Origin of the sequence: Cryobacterium sp. M96, from assembly GCF_002929845.1 — a bacterium.
GTDB lineage: Bacteria > Actinomycetota > Actinomycetes > Actinomycetales > Microbacteriaceae > Cryobacterium > Cryobacterium sandaracinum.
This window is the reverse complement of record NZ_PJJS01000045.1, coordinates 39802-57664: the sequence shown is the minus strand read 5'-3', so window position 1 is coordinate 57664 and position 17863 is coordinate 39802. Positions and strand designations below refer to the sequence as shown.

Annotated in this window: 14 protein-coding genes; all 14 read right to left on the bottom strand. The window is 69.4% G+C overall.

All coding sequences use genetic code 11. The features are described 5' to 3' along the window. Positions 1-693: 693 nt before the first annotated feature. The 14 genes from CXY79_RS07565 to pyrR all read right to left on the bottom strand — a co-directional run bounded on the left by CXY79_RS07565 (position 694) and on the right by pyrR (position 17762). Positions 694-2142, bottom strand: a complete 1449-nt coding sequence (locus CXY79_RS07565; protein ID WP_104100523.1) for an RsmB/NOP family class I SAM-dependent RNA methyltransferase — start codon at positions 2140-2142, stop codon at positions 694-696. After that, positions 2139-3056, bottom strand: a complete 918-nt coding sequence (fmt, locus tag CXY79_RS07560; RefSeq protein WP_104100522.1) for a methionyl-tRNA formyltransferase — start codon at positions 3054-3056, stop codon at positions 2139-2141. Before fmt ends, CXY79_RS07565 begins: the two co-directional genes overlap by 4 nt. After that, on the bottom strand, positions 3057-5147 hold the full coding sequence (locus tag CXY79_RS07555; protein WP_104100521.1) for a hypothetical protein: 2091 nt from the start codon (positions 5145-5147) through the stop codon (positions 3057-3059). 19 nt (positions 5148-5166) lie between these two features. Further along, positions 5167-6360 (bottom strand): methionine adenosyltransferase, encoded by a 1194-nt coding sequence (metK, locus tag CXY79_RS07550; RefSeq protein WP_104100520.1) that lies wholly within the window; start codon positions 6358-6360, stop codon positions 5167-5169. A gap of 167 nt (positions 6361-6527) precedes the next feature. Then, positions 6528-7742, bottom strand: a complete 1215-nt coding sequence (coaBC, locus tag CXY79_RS07545; RefSeq protein WP_104100519.1) for a bifunctional phosphopantothenoylcysteine decarboxylase/phosphopantothenate--cysteine ligase CoaBC — start codon at positions 7740-7742, stop codon at positions 6528-6530. A gap of 20 nt (positions 7743-7762) precedes the next feature. Beyond that, positions 7763-8020 carry a DNA-directed RNA polymerase subunit omega gene (rpoZ, locus tag CXY79_RS07540; protein WP_104100518.1) on the bottom strand — a complete coding sequence of 86 codons (258 nt, stop codon included), beginning with the start codon at positions 8018-8020 and terminating at the stop codon, positions 7763-7765. 61 nt (positions 8021-8081) lie between these two features. After that, positions 8082-9002 (bottom strand): guanylate kinase, encoded by a 921-nt coding sequence (gmk, locus tag CXY79_RS07535; RefSeq protein ID WP_104100570.1) that lies wholly within the window; start codon positions 9000-9002, stop codon positions 8082-8084. Then, positions 8995-9909, bottom strand: a complete 915-nt coding sequence (gene pyrF, locus CXY79_RS07530; protein WP_174720170.1) for an orotidine-5'-phosphate decarboxylase — start codon at positions 9907-9909, stop codon at positions 8995-8997. Before pyrF ends, gmk begins: the two co-directional genes overlap by 8 nt. Then, positions 9906-13193 (bottom strand): carbamoyl-phosphate synthase large subunit, encoded by a 3288-nt coding sequence (gene carB / locus CXY79_RS07525; protein WP_104100517.1) that lies wholly within the window; start codon positions 13191-13193, stop codon positions 9906-9908. The genes pyrF and carB overlap by 4 nt, the downstream gene beginning before the upstream one ends. After that, positions 13193-14386: a glutamine-hydrolyzing carbamoyl-phosphate synthase small subunit gene (gene carA / locus CXY79_RS07520; RefSeq protein WP_174720171.1), complete on the bottom strand. Its 1194-nt coding sequence runs from the start codon at positions 14384-14386 to the stop codon at positions 13193-13195. Before carA ends, carB begins: the two co-directional genes overlap by 1 nt. After that, positions 14370-14903 carry a hypothetical protein gene (locus CXY79_RS07515; RefSeq protein WP_104100516.1) on the bottom strand — a complete coding sequence of 178 codons (534 nt, stop codon included), beginning with the start codon at positions 14901-14903 and terminating at the stop codon, positions 14370-14372. Before CXY79_RS07515 ends, carA begins: the two co-directional genes overlap by 17 nt. Further along, positions 14896-16245, bottom strand: coding sequence for a dihydroorotase (locus CXY79_RS07510; protein WP_104100515.1), 1350 nt, complete (start codon positions 16243-16245; stop codon positions 14896-14898). Before CXY79_RS07510 ends, CXY79_RS07515 begins: the two co-directional genes overlap by 8 nt. After that, entirely contained in the window at positions 16246-17196 is a 951-nt protein-coding gene (locus CXY79_RS07505) for an aspartate carbamoyltransferase catalytic subunit (RefSeq protein ID WP_104100514.1), read from the bottom strand. Beyond that, complete coding sequence (gene pyrR, locus CXY79_RS07500; protein WP_104100513.1) at positions 17196-17762, bottom strand: bifunctional pyr operon transcriptional regulator/uracil phosphoribosyltransferase PyrR; 567 nt, start codon at positions 17760-17762, stop codon at positions 17196-17198. The genes CXY79_RS07505 and pyrR overlap by 1 nt, the downstream gene beginning before the upstream one ends. Between the last annotated feature and the right edge of the window lie 101 nt (positions 17763-17863).

Here is a 17863-nt window from a genome sequence, read left to right as displayed (position 1 = left end):
GGAGCGATCCCGTCCCGAACGAATTCGACGGAGATTTTGCCGAAATGGGCCGAGAACCTTTCAAAAAAGTAGTTTTCAACCAGAATCTCCGTCGAATTCGTTGGGGCTGCGACGGAAAAGGATGCGAGTGCCTGGACCTCACAAGCCCTGCAGCAGATTCGGCGCGGGTTGTGGCTAACGCAGGAGGTCCGTCCGGCTACACCGGCATCCGAACTGGTCCCGTACTGGTCCGCGGCGGCTGGGCAGCCCGGACGACGGATGTCCTGAGTTGTCCACGCGACGCGCGGGCGCGGCCGGGGCGACGTCCGCCCGCCCGCATGCCGGCTGGCCGAGGCAGAGCCGCAGCCGCAGGAACGACGCATCCACCGGTTGCCGTCGGGCGGGACGGGCACTCGCCCCGCCCGCGCAAGAACCGCTGCGCATTCGCGAGTGTCGTGGTCAACTCAGGAGATCCCGCCGGCCGGGTTGGATATCTACCCCGGTGCCTCACTGATTCGCGGCACCGGTGAACGCGCGGGACGGATGTCCTGCCTTAGCCACACGCGAGGGCTCGGCCGGGCCATGCTCACGGAAGAACCAGGGGAGCCAGAATCTCCGTCAGATTGGGTCGAGGCCGGGGCCCGAATGCGCCGGGTCCGGGTGCGCCGGGCCCGAATGTGCCGGGCCCGGGTGCGCGGGGTCCGGGTGCGCGGGCTACTCCATGCGCTCGAGCAGGGTGATGAACATAGCGTCAGTGCCGTGCCGATGCGGCCACAGTTGCACGCTGCCCCCGTCGCCGGGCAGGTCGAGCTCGGAGCTGCTCAGCCCCTGCAGCACGGATGCCGTGTCGAGAGTGCGCACACGGCCCTCCCATCTCTTGAGCGCGGTAGCCACGATCCCGCGGGTCTCCGCGATGTGCGGTGAGCAGGTGACGTAGGCCAGCACCCCGCCCGGCTTGAGCGCGCCAAGGGCCGCGTGGATCAGCCCGGACTGCAGATCGGAGAGCTCGGCGACGTCCTTGGGCTGCTTGCGCCAGCGGGCCTCCGGGCGCCGACGTAGCGCGCCGAGCCCGGTGCAGGGAGCATCCAGCAGGATCCGGTCGAACTCCTTCGGATGATCGTCTCCGAACCGGGTGCCGTCCTCCTCCCAGACAGGCACCTCTCCGGGCACGGCGGCCAGCGCCTTACGCACGAGGGCGGCCCGGGCCGGGACGAGCTCGTTGGCGACGAGGCTGGCCCCGCCGGCCAGCGCCTCGGAGGCAAGCAGGGAGGCCTTGCCGCCGGGGCCCGCGCACAGGTCGAGCCAACGCTCTCCCGGCGCCACCGGGCGGGCCCGACTGAGCGTGAGGGCCGCCAACTGGGATCCCTCGTCCTGCACTCGAAGGCGTCCGCCGCTGTCCTGCATCAGGTGCACGGGGTCGCCGCCGGCCAGCACAAAACCGATGGGCGAGAAGTCGTTGGCAACGCCGAGACCGTCGGTGTCTTCGGTGTTGCTGAGGCCGGGCAGAATGACCATGTTCACCTTGGGCGCGGCATTGTCGGCCGACAGCAGCTCCTCGAGCTCGGTCTCTCGGCCCTCGAGGCGCAGCGACTGCCGGAACGCCCGCACCACCCAGATCGGGTGTGAGTGCTCCGCGGCAAGGCGGTCATCATCACTGGTGGCTTCGGTGAGCACGCGTTCGCGCCACTCGTCGGCGCTGGAGCGGGAGATGGTGCGCAGCACCCCGTTGGTGAAACCGGTGGTGGCGCGGGAGCCCACCTGACGGGCGAGTTCGACGGACTCGTTCACGGCGGCGTGGGTGGCCACCCGGGTGGCGAGCAACTGGTGCGCACCGAGACGTAGCACGTCCAGGATGGCCGGGTCGATCACGGTGACGGGCCGACCGGCCGCGTCGGCGATCACCCGGTCGTAGAAGCCCTGCATACGCAGGGTGCCGTAGGTCAGCTCGGTGGCCAATGCGGCATCCGCGGTGCTGAGCGCCGCCCGCTTGATGCGGCTGGGCAGCAGCAGGTTCGCGTAGGCGTCTGATTCCCGCACGGCGGCGATGACCTCGTAGGCCACCCGCCGGGCCGGCTGCACGAAGTCGGTCTGCGGGCGCTCCAGGCCGCGGCCGCCCTGAGCACGGACGTCGTTCTTTCGCCCCTGGCGACGGTCGTCGCTCATGAGGCGACAACCTCCGTCCAATTCACTCCGCGCCACCAGTCGATTGCCTTCATCTGTGTCTTTCCGGCCGGTTGCACGGTGACCAGCTCGAGCGGCTCGGTCCCCGTTCCAATCAGCACTTTCTTGTCGATCTCACGGATCAGGCCGGCCGGTTGCGGCTCGGATCCCTGGGTCAGGGCAACGCCCTGGAGTTTGAGGCGGGCGTCGCCGAGCACCGTGAACGCGCCCGGCTCCGGGGTGACCCCGCGCACCCGGTTGCGCACCGAGACGGCCGGTTCGGACCAGTCGATACGGGCATCCGCAAGAGTCAGCTTGGGGGCCAGGGTGACCGGACCGGACTGCGGGGTCGCCTGGACGCCGCCGGCTTCGAGGGCGTCGATCACCTGCAGCAGCAGACGCGCGCCGCTGTCGCTGAGCGCCCGCAACAGGCTGCCCGCGGTGTCGTCCTCGACGATCGCCCGCGTCAGTTGCGCGAACACGGCGCCCGCGTCGAGTTCCGGAACCAGCTGGAATACGGCGGCACCAGTCTGCTCGTCGCCGGCCATGAGTGCGCGCTGCACGGGAGCGGCACCGCGCCAGCGCGGGAGCAGGGAGAAGTGCAGGTTGATCCAGCCGAGCCGGGGCACCGACAGGAGCGGTTCACGCACGAGCCCGCCGTAGGCGACGATGACGCCGAGGTCGGGTCGCAGTGCGGCGATCTCCACGGTCGCGGCCTCGTCGAGGCGATTGGCCTTGATCACGTGCAGCCCGTTCTCGACGGCGGCTCGCGCGAGCGGCGAGGGGGTGAGCACGCGTTTGCGGCCGAACGGGGCATCCGCCCGGGTGATCACGGCCGCGAGGTCGTGGTGGGACTGAGCCAGGGCGCCCAGGCTGGGCACGGCCGCCTGCGGCGTGCCGGCGAAGACGAGTTTCATTTAGAGCAGCTCCGGGTCGTCGAATCGTACTTTGAGTGTAGGCGCGGGGCGGAAGGCCGCCCCCTTCGGGCGCCGGCGGCGGGCGGCATTGCGCACGACCGCGGCCTTGAGCGCACGGGCCACGGCGTCACCGCTGGCGTAGGGCAGCCGCACGATCGCACGCACCAGGGGGTCCTCCGTGGTGACCGGGCCGAGTACATCGACGCCGTCCATCCCGGCCAGCTCTGCCAGGGCCAGGGCGACGTCGGCGTCGGTGCCGGTGACGGATGCAGCACGCACCGCGGGCGGGAATCGCAGTTGGCGGCGATCGGCCAGTTCCGACGCGGCGAGCATCTCGGGCTGCCAGGAGTTCAGCGCCCGGGCGACGAGCCCGCCCACGCCGACCAGGACCACAGCGGCACCCGGGGCCGCCAGGGATGCGGCGTTGGACCACCAGCGCAGGCAGTCCTCCCCGACCCGCAGGGATTCCCGGGCGAGCATCCGTTCGCCGTCGAGCAGCAGGATGGCTCGGTATCCACCCGTCGGGATGGGCTCCGCGCCGCGGGTGGCGATCACCAGGGCCGGGGCGTCGCCGAGGTGCTGCAGCGGATGGTCGCCGTCGGCGACGATAATGCGCGCGCCGGGGAACGCCCGGCCGAGTTCTTCGGCGGTTCGCCCGGTGCCGAGGGTGACGACCCGCAGGGCGCGCCCCTCGCAGTGCGTGCAGCTCCAGTTGGCGGCCAGCGCCCCGCACCAGCGACACGACGGGGTGGAGTCCTTGGAGGCCAAAGCGAGCGGCCCCTGACAGGTGGTGCAGCGGGCGGCCTTCTTGCAACTCTGGCAGGCGAGCATCGGGGCGTAGCCGGGGCTGGCCACCTGCACCAGCACGGGGCCCTGGGCCAGCGCCTCCTTGGCGGCCCGCCACGCGGCCGTCGGGATGCGCGCGGCGCGGGCCTGCTGGTCGGGCTCGGACTGGAAGTCGGTAGGGATGATCCGCGGATGCCGGTTCTGCGCGGGGTGCACCGCAGTGAGCCAGCCCAGCTCGACCAGGCGCTGCACCTCGACGGTGCGGGTATGGCCGAGGAAGACGAGGGCGCAGCCGGACTGGCCCTGGCGCACGAGCGCGGCGTCGCGGGAGTGCGCGTAGGGGCTGAGCGGTTCGCCGTGCAGCGGGTCGCCGTCGTCGAAGAGCGCGATCAGACCGAGGTCGTGGGCCGGCGCGTAGACGGCCGACCGATTGCCGAGCACGATCCGGGGTTCCGGGGCAAGGGCGGCCAGGAAGGCCCGATAGCGTTCCGGGTTGGGCTGGCGTGCATCGACGCGGCTGACCGAGTCGGCCGGGGCCAGCAGGTCGAGGGCGGCCTGAAGCTGGTCTTGGTCGCGGTAGTCCGGCACGATGAGGATGGCGCTCCGCCCGGCGGCCAGGCCGGCCACCGCGAGCTCGGCCAGGGTGATCGCCCACTTCCCGATGGTCTGCCCGTCCGGCAGCCGTTGCAGCTCGGGCACCGCGGCCACGCAGAGGCGCGCCCCCGTGGCGACGGCCGTGTCGAGGGTGCCGGCCGGGTAATCGGCACAGGCCGGTCCGGCGGGGGTGGCGGGGTCGGCCACATCGCCAGGCTCGGCCACGGTGGCAACACCGGCCGTCCCGTCGGCCGGGGCGGAAGCATCCGCTGTTCGCGCCGCCAGCCAGGCCTTCTCCACCCGGACCTGGCGCGGGGGCACGGCGAGACGGATGATGTCGCTCGCGTTCCCCGAGGCCCGGTCGGCGACCCGACGGGCGAGCTCCCAGACCTCGGGGGTGAGCACCTGGGCGGCGGAGACCACGCTCTCGAGCGGGCTGAGCGCGCCCCGGAATTCGGTGCCAGCCTCGAGACCCGGCAGCGCCTCCGGGCCTGCGGCCGGTCCGACCGCACCGCGCCCCTCGGCCGCACCCAGCACCTCGATCAGGTATCCGTCGGCGACGCGACCGGCCGAGCGCAGCGGCACCCGCACGCGCACGCCGGGCCGGGCGATGCCGGCGAGCTCATCGGGAATGCTGTAATCGAACAGGTGGTCGAGCTGCGGCAGCGGCGAGTCGATGAGCACCCGGGCCACGAGGCCGGAGCGGGTCATCGGCGCCGCGCCTGCCCGGTCACAGTCCGGCAGCGCTTCTCAGCTCGTCGACCCGGTCGAGGCGCTCCCAGGTGAAGTCGGGAAGCTCGCGGCCGAAGTGGCCGTAGACGGCGGTCTGCGCGTAGATCGGGCGCAGCAGGTCAAGGGAATGGATGATCGCGGCCGGGCGCAGGTCGAAGACCGCGCGGATCGCCGCGGTGATGTCCCGGTCGGCCATCACCCCGGTGCCGAAGGTCTCCACGTAAAGCCCGACGGGCGAGGCCTTGCCGATGGCGTAGGCCACCTGAATCTCGAGACGGTCAGCCAGCCCGGCGGCCACGGCGTTCTTGGCCACCCAGCGCATCGCGTACGCTGCGGAGCGGTCGACCTTCGACGGGTCCTTGCCGCTGAACGCACCCCCGCCGTGCCGGCTGGAACCGCCGTAGGTGTCGATGATGATCTTGCGCCCGGTGAGGCCGGCGTCGCCCTGAGGGCCGCCGATCTCGAACCGCCCGGTCGGGTTGATCAGCGTATTCAGTTCAGACGAGTCCAGTTCCACGCGGTCGAGCACCGGGCGGATGACAAGTTCCTCGACCTCCGCACGCAGCTGCTCGTTGGACACCTTCGGCGAGTGCTGGGTCGACAGCACGACGGTCTCGACCGAGCGCGGCGTGATGCCGTCGTAGCCGATGGTGACCTGGGTCTTGCCGTCGGGCCGAAGGTAGTCGAGTTCGCCGGACTTGCGCACCTCGGCGAGGCGTTCGGCGAGGCGGTGTGCGATCCAGATCGGGATCGGCATCAGCTGGGGGGTCTCCCGGGTGGCGTATCCGAACATGATGCCCTGGTCGCCGGCCCCCTGGCGGTCGAAGTCCTCGACACTGGACTCTTCCCGACGCTCGAAGGCGTTGTCCACGCCCTGCGCGATGTCGGGCGACTGGCCGCCGATGGAGATCTCCACGCCGCAGGAGCGGCCGTCGAACCAGACGTCCGAAGAGTCGTAGCCGATATCGGTGATGCACTTGCGCACGATTGAGGGGATCTCGACGTAGGCCTCGGTGCTGACCTCGCCGGCGACGTGTACGAGCCCGGTGGTGACGAGGGTCTCGACGGCGACCCGGCTGTGCGGGTCTTCCGTCAGGAGCGCATCCAGAATGCTGTCGGAGATCTGGTCGCAGATCTTGTCGGGGTGACCTTCGGTTACCGACTCCGAAGTGAAAAGGCGTAGATCGCGCATCTTGCCCGTCTCTGTTGCAGAACAACGTGTAGAAGAAATGAACGTGAAAAATTCTCCGCTGAGACCGGGCCGAGCCGACCGGGCACCCGGTCGTGCCGGTCGGGAAGCGCCGGAGACCCTGCCCTTGCCGGCGACGGCAACCCAGGTGACCGGATGCCCGAGCGGTCTCAGCCGATCAGGTCAAGGATGCGCCCGGCCACCGACATTTTGGTTCCGGAGACCTCACACACTATATCTCCGTCGTGATCGAGCACCGTGATCGCGTTACGGTCCGAGGCGAAACCCTCCGCCCAGCCCACGCGGTTGACCACCAGGAAGTCGCAGCCCTTGCGCGCCATTTTCTCGCGACCGAGTACAAGCAGGCGAACCGGATCCGGCTCCGTCTCCGCGGCGAACCCGATCAGTACCTGGCCCGTGCGCTTCGTCCGGGCGAGCCCGGCGAGGATATCGGGATTGCGGGTCAGTTCGAGCAGCAGGGTGTCGCCGGTCTCGTCTTTCTTGATCTTGCCGGCGCTCACCTGCACCGGCCGGTAGTCGGCGACCGCGGCCGCCATGATCACGGCGTCGGCCCCGGCGGCGGCATCCGTGACGGCCGCCTCGAGCTCGAGCGCGGTGCCCACGAGCCGCAGTTCCACCGCTGTTGGTGCGGCAACCTCGAGATTCGCGGCGATCAGGGTCACGGACGCACCCCGAGCCAGGGCGGCCTGCGCCAGGGCGACCCCCTGCTTACCGCTGGAACGGTTGCCGAGGAAGCGCACGGGGTCGAGGGGCTCGCGAGTGCCGCCAGCGGTGATCACGACGTGCTTGCCGACCAGGTCGGCCCCTGGCCCATCGGTGCGGTCGGCCAAGGCAAGGGCGGCGAGGGCCGCGGCGACGATGGTGTCGGGCTCTTCCATCCGGCCGGCTCCGGCGTCGGCGCCGGTGAGCTGGCCGACCCCAGGCCCGACGACGATGACGCCGCGGGCGCGGAGGGTGGCCACATTGGCGACCGTGGCCGCGTTGTTCCACATCTCCGTGTGCATCGCCGGGGCGATCACGAGCGGGGCGGTGCTGGCCAGGATGGTGTTGCCGAGCAGGTCGTCGGCGAGGCCGGTGGCGAGCTTCGCGATGGTGTTCGCGGTGGCCGGGGCCACGACGATCAGGTCGGCGGATTGGCCGATGGCCACGTGCCGCACCTCGGCGACGCCCTCATAGAGATCCGTGTGCACGGGGTTGCGGGAGATAGCCTCGAGGGTGGGCTTGCCGACGAATCGCAGCGCCGCCGGCGTCGCCACGACGTGCACGCAGTCCCCCCGCAACACGAAAGCGCGCACGACGTTCACGGCCTTGTAGGCAGCAATGCCGCCGGTTATCCCGACGACGATCGTGCGACCTGACGACATCCTGCGCGCTTGTGGGTGCGTTACTCGGCGATGGGGCGGGAGGTGAGCTTGTCTTCGTTGATCTCGCGGAGGGCGACGGACAGCGGCTTGTCGTCGACGGTCGAGTCGACGAGCGGGCCGACATTGTCGAACAGGCTGCCTTCGTGCAGGTCCGCATAGTAGTCGTTGATCTGACGCGCGCGCTTGGAGGCGAAGACCACGAGGGCGTACTTGGAATCGGCCTTGGTGAGCAGGTCGTCGATGGGCGGGTCAATGATGCCAGTGAGCTTGGTAGCCATTGGTGTCACTCCTTCAGAGCGGTTTGTGCTGCGGGACGCGCAGAATCACGGAAAACGGGCGCTACGGCAGCAACGGCGCCGTACGCAGATTCATCAAGTCTACGACCTCGCGCGCCGCTTCGCCCACGTCGTGGTTTACGACCCGATAATCGAACTCCCCCTGGGCGGCCAATTCGAGTTTGGCCGTCTCGAGCCGGCGGGCCTGTTCGGCGGGCGCCTCGGTGTCCCGGCCGATCAGCCGGCGCACCAGTTCGTCCCAGCTCGGCGGAAGCAGGAAGACCAGTCTGGCCTCCGGCATGGCCCGGCGAACGGCCCGGGCTCCTTGGATGTCGATCTCGAGGAGCACGCTGTGACCCTCGTTCAAGGCCTCCGTGACTGGACCCCGCGGGGTGCCGTAGCGGTGCGCGTTGTGCACGGTCGCCCACTCGAGCAGGTCGCCGGCCGCGACCATCCGGTCGAATTCGGCGTCGTCGACGAAGAAGTAGCTCACGCCCGCGGTCTCGCCTGGGCGAGGTGCCCGGGTCGTGGCCGACACCGACAGGTGCACGCCCGGGTGATGCTGACGGATGTGCGCCGCGACGGTTCCCTTGCCGACCGCGGTGGGACCGGCCAGCACGACAAGCTTCGCGGAGGAATCGCCGCGCCTCGCGACGGTGCGCGTGGTGAGAAAATCTCGCAACCGATCGCGTTGGTGCTTGCCCAGCCCCCCCAATCGCTTCGACGGCGAGATCTCGAGCCGCCCCATGATTCGGTGCATCTTGGTGACGCCGATCGCCGGAATGCTGATCAGGAACTCGGTCACCCGCAGGCGCCCTTCGACGCCGTCCGGGCTCTCGGTCGCGGCGGACAACACGTCGAGCGCGCTACGTTTTCCCCGCGCAATCTGGCTTTTAACTGCGGCGCGTGCGCGGCGAGCCGCCACGGCGGCGCGCGAGGCGGCAACCCGATCGACGTCGGGTGGGGTGGGGCGATTCTCAGCCACGGGCAGCTCCTGCTTCAACTACTCGGCGCGCAATCGCTTGTTTGATTCGGTCGGGGCCGACCTCTAGAACGCTGCGCGATTCACTCACGATAACGCCTTCCGCGTACCCCCCGTACAAGTTCTTCAGATCGGCGACCTGCGCGCCCTGGTGGCCGAAGCCGGGAGCGAGGATGGGGGTGAGACCGCGGGCGGGCGCCACGGAGAGGTCCAGTCCGAACGTGGCCAGGTCCAGTGTGGCGCCGAGCACCACCCCGACCGAGCCGAGAGAGGAAGCCCCGGACCGGGCATTCCGCTCGGTCACAGCGCCGAAGACGGATTGGGCGACGCTTTGGCCGGTCTGATTCCCCTCGGCGATCACGGCCCGCTGAAGCGCCGCCGCCTCGGGGTTCGAGGTGGCGGCCAGCACAAAGATCCCCTTGCCGGTCTGGGCTGCAAGGCGGAACACCGGTTCCAGCGACCCGACGCCCATATACGCGTTCACGGTGATGGCGTCGACCTCCAGGGGGGACTCCTCGCTCAGCCAGGCCTGGCCGTACGCCTCCACGCTGGTACCGAGGTCGCCGCGCTTGACGTCCGCGATCGTGAGCAGTCCGGCGGCGCGGGCATCCGCCAGCACCCGTTCCAGGGCGAGGTACCCGGCGGAGCCGAAACGCTCGTAGAAGGCCACCTGGGGCTTCACCAGGCCGACCTGGCCGGCAGCGGCGGCCACGACCTGGCGGCCGAAAGACTCCGCCCCGGCGGCCGTGTCCGGCAGACCCCAGTCGGTCAGGAGCCAGGTGTGCGGGTCGATGCCGACGCAGACTTGTCCCCGGACCGAGAAGACATCACCCAGCCGGTCGCCGAAGGCGGCCGGTGCGGCCGGGCCGACCGCTGCGGTCGACCCGTCCTGTTCGTGCGCGCGGCTCACAGGGCCGCCGTCCGGGTGAGGGCGTAGTCCTGCAGCGAGGTCACCTCGAAGCCGCCGCGAATCGCGTCGATCGAGGCCACTGCGGCGCTCAACTCGGCGATGGTGGTGAACAGCGGCAGGTCCGCGGCGACCGCGGCCGCGCGGATCTCGTAGCCGTCGGCTCGGGCGGTGCGACCGCCGGGGGTGTTGATGACGATCTGCACCTCTTCGCGGCGGATCAGTTCCACGATCGACACGTCCGCCTCGTCGGCCTTCTCACTGAACTTGGTGACGATGGCGGCGCGGATGCCGTTGCGTTGCAGAACTTCGGCGGTCCCCTCCGTGGCGGTGATCGAGTAGCCGAGCTGCTGGAGGCGCAGCATGGGCAGGATGATCGCGCGCTTGTCCCGGTCGGAGACCGACACGAACACGGTGCCGGTGAGCGGGATTCCGCCGTAGGCGGCGAGCTGGCTCTTGGCGAAGGCCCGCGGGAAGTCGCGGTCGATGCCCATGACCTCACCGGTTGAGCGCATCTCCGGGCCGAGCACGGAGTCCACGACGAGACCCTCGGGCGTGCGGAACCGGTTGAACGGCAGCACGGCTTCCTTCACGGCGACCGGAGCATCCATCGGCACCCGCGAGCCGTCGATCAGAGGTAGCTTGCCCTCGGCCTTGAGTTCGGCGATGGTCTTGCCGACCATGATCAGCGCGGCGGCCTTGGCCAAGGTGATGCCAAGGGCCTTGGCCACGAACGGCACCGTACGCGAGGCGCGCGGGTTCGCTTCGAGCACGTAGAGCACGCCGGCGCCGATCGCGAACTGCACGTTGAGCAGGCCGCGCACGCCGATGCCGCGGGCGATGCCCAGCGTCGCCTCGCGCACGCGGTCGATCTCCGCACGGCCGAGGGTGACCGGAGGCAGGGTGCAGCTTGAGTCGCCGGAGTGGATCCCGGCCTCTTCGATATGCTCCATCACGCCGCCGATGTAGAGCTCGGTGCCGTCGTAGATGGCGTCCACGTCGATCTCGATGGCGTCGTCGAGAAACCGGTCCACGAGCAGCGGATGCGACGGGCCGATGATGCCCTGTCCGGCCATCCGGTTGAAGTAGTCGGCCAACGCTGCGGAGTCGTAGACGATCTCCATGCCGCGGCCGCCGAGCACGTAGCTCGGGCGCACGAGCACGGGATAGCCGATCTCCTCGGCAACGACCACAGCGCCGGCGTAGTCGGTGGCGACGCCGTTGCGGGGGGCGAGCAGGCCGGCCTGGTCGAGGATGCCGGAGAAAAGTCCGCGCTCCTCCGCCAGGTCGATGGCCTCCGGGGTGGTGCCGAGTATCGGGATGCCCTCGGCCTCGAGGCCCTTGGCGAGGCCGAGCGCGGTCTGGCCTCCCAGCTGCACGACCACGCCGACGAGCTCGCCGCTCTGGCTTTCTGCGTGAATGACCTCGAGCACGTCCTCGAGGGTGAGCGGCTCGAAGTAGAGCCGGTCGGAGGTGTCGTAGTCGGTCGAGACCGTCTCCGGGTTGCAGTTGATCATGATGGTCTCGTAGCCAGCCTCGGAGAGGGCAAACGAGGCGTGCACGCAGGAGTAGTCGAACTCGACGCCCTGGCCGATGCGGTTCGGGCCGGAGCCGATGATGACGACCTTTTTGCGGTCACTGGGCACGACCTCGGTCTCCTGGTCGTAGCTGGAGTAGTGGTACGGCGTGAGTGCGGGGAACTCCCCCGCGCACGTGTCGACGGTCTTGAAGACCGGGCGCACGCCGAGGATGTGGCGCACCGTGCGCACATCCGCTTCGCCGAAGCCGCGAAGCTCGCCGATCTGGGCGTCGGAGAAGCCGTGGTCTTTGGCGGTGCGGAGGATGTCTGTGTCGAGGCGCTCGGCGGCGGCGATCTCGTCCGCGATCTCGTTGATCAGCACGATCTGGTCGATGAACCACGGGTCGATCTTGGTGGCGTCGAAAACCTGCTCGGTGGTGGCACCCTTGCGGAGCGCCTGCTGCACGGTGACGATCCGGCCGTCGGTGGGTACTTCGGCGACCGTGAGCAACTCGTCGACCGTGCGGGTCTCGGCTCCCCAGTGGAACGACGAACCGCGCTTCTCGAGCGAGCGGAGCGCCTTCTGCAGCGCGGAGGCGTAACTGCGGCCGATGGCCATCGCCTCGCCCACGGACTTCATGGTGGTGGTCAGGCGCTGGTCGGCGGCGGGAAACTTCTCGAACGCGAACCGGGGCACCTTGACCACGACGTAGTCGAGGGTGGGTTCGAAGCTGGCCGGGGTGACACCGGTGATGTCGTTCGGGATCTCGTCGAGCCGGTAGCCGAGCGCGAGCTTCGCGGCGATTTTGGCGATCGGGAAGCCCGTCGCCTTGCTCGCCAGGGCGGAGGAGCGGGACACGCGCGGGTTCATCTCGATCACGATGATGCGACCGTCGGCCGGGTTGATCGCGAACTGGATGTTGCAGCCGCCGGTGTCCACTCCCACGGCGCGGATGATGTCGATGCTGATGTCGCGCAACTTCTGGTACTCACGGTCGGTCAGGGTCAGCGCCGGGGCGACGGTGATCGAGTCGCCGGTGTGTACGCCGACCGGGTCGACGTTCTCGATCGAGCACACGACGACCGTGTTGTCGGCCGTGTCGCGCATCATCTCGAGCTCGAATTCCTTCCAGCCGAGGATGGATTCCTCGAGCAGGACCTCGCTGGTGGGGCTCTGGTGCAGCCCGTCGCCGACGATGCGGCGCAGTTCCGGCTCGGTGTAGGCGAAGCCGGAGCCGAGGCCGCCCATGGTGAAGGAGGGGCGCACGACGAGCGGGTAGCCGAGGTCCTCGGCGAAGCCGACGGCCTCCTCGACCGTGTGGGCGATGTAGGACCGGGCGACGCCGGCGCCCGTGTCCAGCACCAGTTGCTTGAAGATCTGGCGGTCCTCACCCTTCTGGATGGCGTCGAAGGAGGCACCGATGAGTTCGACGTCGTACCTGGCCAGGATGCCGCGCTCGTGAAGCTGGATGGCGGCGTTCAGCGCTGTCTGCCCGCCGAGGGTCGGCAGAATCGCGTCGGGGCGTTCCTTGGCGATGATCGTCTCGAGGATCTCCGGGGTGATCGGCTCGATGTAGGTGGCGTCGGCGAAGTCGGGGTCGGTCATGATCGTGGCCGGGTTGGAGTTGACCAGGATGACCCTGACCCCCTCGGCCCGCAGCACCCGGCAGGCCTGAGTTCCGGAATAGTCGAACTCGCAGGCCTGGCCGATCACGATCGGACCCGATCCGATGACGAGAACGCTGTTGATGTCGTCGCGCTTGGGCATTACTTGGCGTCTCCTGCTCCGGTGGCCGCACGATGCGCGACCACCACATCCCTGAACCGATCGAAAAGGTACTCGGCGTCGTGTGGGCCGGCCGCCGACTCCGGGTGGTACTGCACCGAGAAAGCGGGGATATCGAGGCAGCGGATGCCCTCGACCACCTGGTCGTTGAGGCTGTAGTGGCTCACCTCCACCCGGCCGAAGCCGGTGCGGGACTCATGCACTCCCTCGATGGGCATGTCCACGGCGAACCCGTGGTTCTGCGAGGTGATTTCCACCCGGCCGGTGGTCTTGTCGAGCACGGGCTGGTTGATTCCCCGGTGCCCGAAGGGCAGCTTGTAGGTGCGGAAGCCGAGGGCGCGGCCGAGCAGCTGGTTGCCGAAGCAAATCCCGAAGTAGGGCACACCGGCTCGCAGCACCTCCTGTAGGAGGTTCACGTGTAGGTCGGAGGCTGCCGGGTCGCCGGGGCCGTTGGAGAAGAACAGGGCCGACGGGGTGAGGGACAGCACGTGCTCGGCGGTGACCGACTGGGGCAGCACCAGCACCTCGAAGCCGCGCGCGGCGAGGTGGCCCAGGGTGGAGGTCTTGACCCCGAGGTCGAGCACGGCGACCGAGCCGATGCGCTCGCCCTGCGCGGGCACCGAGAACGGTTCGACCGTGGAGACCTCATCGGACAGGTTGCGGCCACGCATGCCGGCGCCGGCACGCACCAGCTCGAGCTGCTCGCCATCGGAGAGGCCGAAACGGTCGCCGGAGAAGATCCCGCTCTTCATGGCCCCGGACGAGCGGATGTGACGGGTGATCGCACGCGTGTCGACACCGCTGATCCCGACCACTCCCCCGCCCGTCAGGTCGTCATCGAGGCTGCGGGTGGACCGGAAGTTGGAGGCCATGCGGGCAGGCTCGCGCACGACGAAGCCGGAGACCCAGATGCGGCGGGATTCCATGTCCTCGTCGTTGGCACCCGTGTTGCCGATGTGCGGCGCCGTCATCAGCACGATCTGCCCGGCGTAGGACGGGTCGGTGAGGGTCTCCTGGTAGCCGGTCATGCCGGTGGCGAAGACGATCTCGCCGAGGGTCTGCCCCACGCTGCCGTAGGAACGGCCTTCGTAGCGGCGGCCGTCCTCGAGTACGAGCACGGCAGGAGTCGGTCGGTCGGGGGTCGTTGCGTTGCTCACGCTACGCCTCGCTTTCATCGCGCGCGGCCGGGCGCCGGGCGTCGGCCGCAATGGTTCGAATGGCGTCGTTCACGCTGACGCGGTCGGATGGGTCAAGGATTCGGAAATAGCTGTCGACGATCTGTCTGTCGGCGCCGGGCAGCCGCCAGCCGAGCAGCAGCAGGCCGTCGGTCTCGACGGCGCGGTCGATTGCCACGGTGGCGTCTTCCAGCACGGCGATGGCCGAGGCAGGGATGAACACCGCCTCCTCGCCGGCCAGGGCCAGGATCAGACCCGCGTCGGTCACGGTCAGGCGGGCCCGGGCCCGGAAACCCAGGCCAGGGATGTTCAGGCGTTCGAGCGGCTGGGCGCGGAAGGTCGTGGCGACGTAGAACACGGCGGCGGAGGCCAGCTCTAGTGCCGCGTCGACGGGCAGCGGGTAGCCGGCCGGCAGGGCGGCGTCCCGGCGGCTGCGGCCCCGCCAGCTGCGCAGCATGAGGCCGAGCAGGCCGAGCAGCACGGCGACGGTGATGACGGTGGCGATGGTCCTAGCCATGGGTTCGCTCCTCGAGTGCCGCGATCTCGTCGACGGGCCGCAGCGCACCGTCCAGAACCGTGGCGTAGCCCCGGTGGAATGTGGCCAGCACCCGACCCGGCAGGGTCATCGCCAGGTAGGGCGAGTTGGCGCTCCTGCCGGCCAGGTTGCCGCGCTCGAAGGCGCGGCTCGCGGCGGGATCGTAGAGGGTGAGCTCGGCGGGAGCCCCGACGAGCAGACCCTGGCCCTGGCCGGCGAGCCGGCCGATCCGGGCGGGGCTGCTGGAAAGCACGCGAGCGATGTCCGTCCAGTCGAGCAGCCCGGTGTTGACGACGGCCGCGTGCACCACGGAGAGGGCGGATTCGAGGCCGACCATGCCGTTCGCCGCGGCGTCCCACTCGCAGTCCTTCGCCTCGACCGGGTGCGGGGCGTGGTCGGTGGCGACGATGTCGATGGTGCCGTCGGCGAGGCCGGCGCGCAGGGCTTCGACGTCTTCGCGGCGGCGGAGCGGCGGGTTGACTTTGAACCGGGCGTCGTAGCCGACGACCAAGTCCTCGGTGAGCAGCAGGTGGTGCGGGGTGGCCTCGGCGGTCACCTGGATGCCGCGGGCCTTGGCCCAGCGGATGACGTCGACCGAGCCGGCCGTCGACACGTGGCACACGTGCAGACGCGACCCGACGTGCTCGGCGAGCAGCACATCGCGGGCGATGATCGACTCCTCGGCGACCGCGGGCCAGCCGACCATCCCGAGTTCGCTTGAGAGTGCCCCCTCGTTCATCTGCGCCTTCTCGGTCAGGCGCGGTTCCTGGGAGTGCTGGGCGACAACGCCGTCGAACGCCTTCACGTACTCGAGGGCCCGGCGCATCAACAGCGGGTCGGAGACGCAGAAGCCGTCGTCGGAGAAGACCCGAACCCGGGCACGACTGGTGGCCATGGCGCCCAGTTCGGCCAGGCGCTCCCCCGCAAGCCCGACGGTGACGGCGCCGATCGGCTGCACGGTGACATAGCCGGCGCGCTCACCGAGGGCGAGAACCTGGTCGACGACGCCGGCGGTGTCCTGCACGGGCGAGGTGTTGGCCATCGCAAACACGCTGGTGAAGCCGCCCACGGCCGCGGCCTGACTGCCGGTCAGGATGGTTTCACTCTGTTCGAAGCCCGGTTCGCGCAGGTGCGTGTGCAGGTCGACCAGGCCGGGCAGAGCGATCAGGCCGGCCGCGTCGACGACGGTTGCGCCGGCACCAGAAAGCCCGGAACCGATCTCCACAATCTTGCCGTCGGCGAGGACAAGGTCAGTGCGGGTGCCGTCCGCGAGTGTCGCACCTCGAATCAGGTACGGCGTGCTGGCCGCGCTGTCGCTGGACATCTATGAATCCTCCCGATCGCCGGACAACAGCAGGTACAGTGCCGCCATCCGCACTGAAACCCCGTTTGCGACCTGTTCGCGCACGGTTGAGCCGGCCGAATCGGCCGCCGCTGAAGATATTTCCAAGCCGCGATTCATGGGGCCGGGGTGCATCACAATGGTAGTCGGGGCCAGACGGCCGAAGCGCTCATCGTCCAGGCCCCAGCGGCGCGAGTACTCGCGGCTGTTCGGGAAGAAAGCGGCGTCCATGCGTTCCTGCTGGATGCGCAGCATCATCACCACGTCGGGCCCGGCGTCGATGGCCGCGTCCAGGTCGAAGCCCGACTCGGCCGGCCAACCGCTCATGTCCATCGGCAGCAGGGTGGGCGGAGCGATCAGGCTCACGTGCGCGCCGAGCGTGGTGAGCAGCCAGAGGTTCGAGCGGGCCACCCGGGAGTGCAGGATGTCACCGACGATGGTGACCGTGACGCCGTCCAGGTCCCGACCGCGCGCGGCACCCTGGTGCAGCCGACGACGGATGGTGAACGCGTCCAGCAGCGCCTGGGTCGGATGCTCATGGGTGCCGTCGCCCGCGTTGATGATGCCGGCGTCGATCCAGCCGCTTTCGGCCAGCACGTGGGGTGCCCCGGAGGCCGGATGGCGGATGACGACCCCGTCGGCACCCATCGCGGCGAGGGTTTGAGCGGTGTCCTTGAGGCTTTCGCCCTTCGACACGCTCGAGCCCTTGGCGCTGAAGTTGATCACGTCCGCGCTCAGCCGTTTCGCGGCGGCCTCGAAGGAGATCCGGGTCCGCGTCGAATCCTCGAAGAACAGGTTGACCACGGTCTTGCCGCGCAGGGTGGGCAGCTTCTTCACCTCGCGGTTGGCGACATCAGCCATGTCCTCGGCGATGTCGAGCAGCAGGATCGCCTCGTCGCGACTCATGCCCTTGGTCGAGAGGAGGTGCCTCATCACCCGACCCCCTCGTCAGCGCCTTCGAGGGGTCCGCCGTCGATGCTGACGAACTCGTCGCCGTCGACCTCGAGCAAGTGCAGGTTGATGCGTTCCGCGGTGGAGCTGGGCAGGTTCTTGCCCACGAAGTCGGCCCGGATCGGCAGTTCGCGGTGGCCGCGGTCCACGAGCACGGCCAGGCGCACGACGGTCGGCCGCCCGTGGTCGCCGAGTGCGTCGAGGGCGGCGCGGATGGTGCGGCCCGAGTAGAGCACATCGTCGACGAGCACCACCGTGACGCCGTCGACGCTGCCGGGCACCAGGGTGCGGGTCGGCGTGCGGGTGCGGGTGTGGCCGAGGTCATCGCGGTACATGGTGACGTCGAGGGAGCCGACCCGGACATCCGTCGCCGTGGGCTCAATGCGCGCGATGGTCTCGGCGATGCGCCGGGCCAGAACAACCCCGCGAGTGGGGATGCCGAGGATCACAAGGTTCTCGGCGCCTCGATTGGACTCCAGGATCTCGTGGGAGATCCGAGTCAACGCTCGAGCGATATCAGCCTGGTTCAACACGGTGCGTGCCATCAACCCGACCTCCTTCCCCGCCTCACCGGACGGCTGTTAAAGGATGTCATTTCCGGGTTTTACACTAGCACCCGACGCGGGCTCCCTCGTGCTGGGCCTAACCG

Excerpts from the sequence above, each read along its gene's own strand:
- CXY79_RS07565 (WP_104100523.1), bottom strand. The coding sequence starts at position 2,142 with ATGAGCGACGACCGTCGCCAGGGGCGAAAGAACGACGTCCGTGCTCAG.
- fmt (WP_104100522.1), bottom strand. The coding sequence starts at position 3,056 with ATGAAACTCGTCTTCGCCGGCACGCCGCAGGCGGCCGTGCCCAGCCTG.
- CXY79_RS07555 (WP_104100521.1), bottom strand. The coding sequence starts at position 5,147 with ATGACCCGCTCCGGCCTCGTGGCCCGGGTGCTCATCGACTCGCCGCTG.
- metK (WP_104100520.1), bottom strand. The coding sequence starts at position 6,360 with ATGCGCGATCTACGCCTTTTCACTTCGGAGTCGGTAACCGAAGGTCAC.
- coaBC (WP_104100519.1), bottom strand. The coding sequence starts at position 7,742 with ATGTCGTCAGGTCGCACGATCGTCGTCGGGATAACCGGCGGCATTGCT.
- rpoZ (WP_104100518.1), bottom strand. The coding sequence starts at position 8,020 with ATGGCTACCAAGCTCACTGGCATCATTGACCCGCCCATCGACGACCTG.
- carB (WP_104100517.1), bottom strand. The coding sequence starts at position 13,193 with ATGCCCAAGCGCGACGACATCAACAGCGTTCTCGTCATCGGATCGGGT.
- carA (WP_174720171.1), bottom strand. The coding sequence starts at position 14,386 with ATGAAAGCGAGGCGTAGCGTGAGCAACGCAACGACCCCCGACCGACCG.
- CXY79_RS07515 (WP_104100516.1), bottom strand. The coding sequence starts at position 14,903 with ATGGCTAGGACCATCGCCACCGTCATCACCGTCGCCGTGCTGCTCGGC.
- CXY79_RS07510 (WP_104100515.1), bottom strand. The coding sequence starts at position 16,245 with ATGTCCAGCGACAGCGCGGCCAGCACGCCGTACCTGATTCGAGGTGCG.
- CXY79_RS07505 (WP_104100514.1), bottom strand. The coding sequence starts at position 17,196 with ATGAGGCACCTCCTCTCGACCAAGGGCATGAGTCGCGACGAGGCGATC.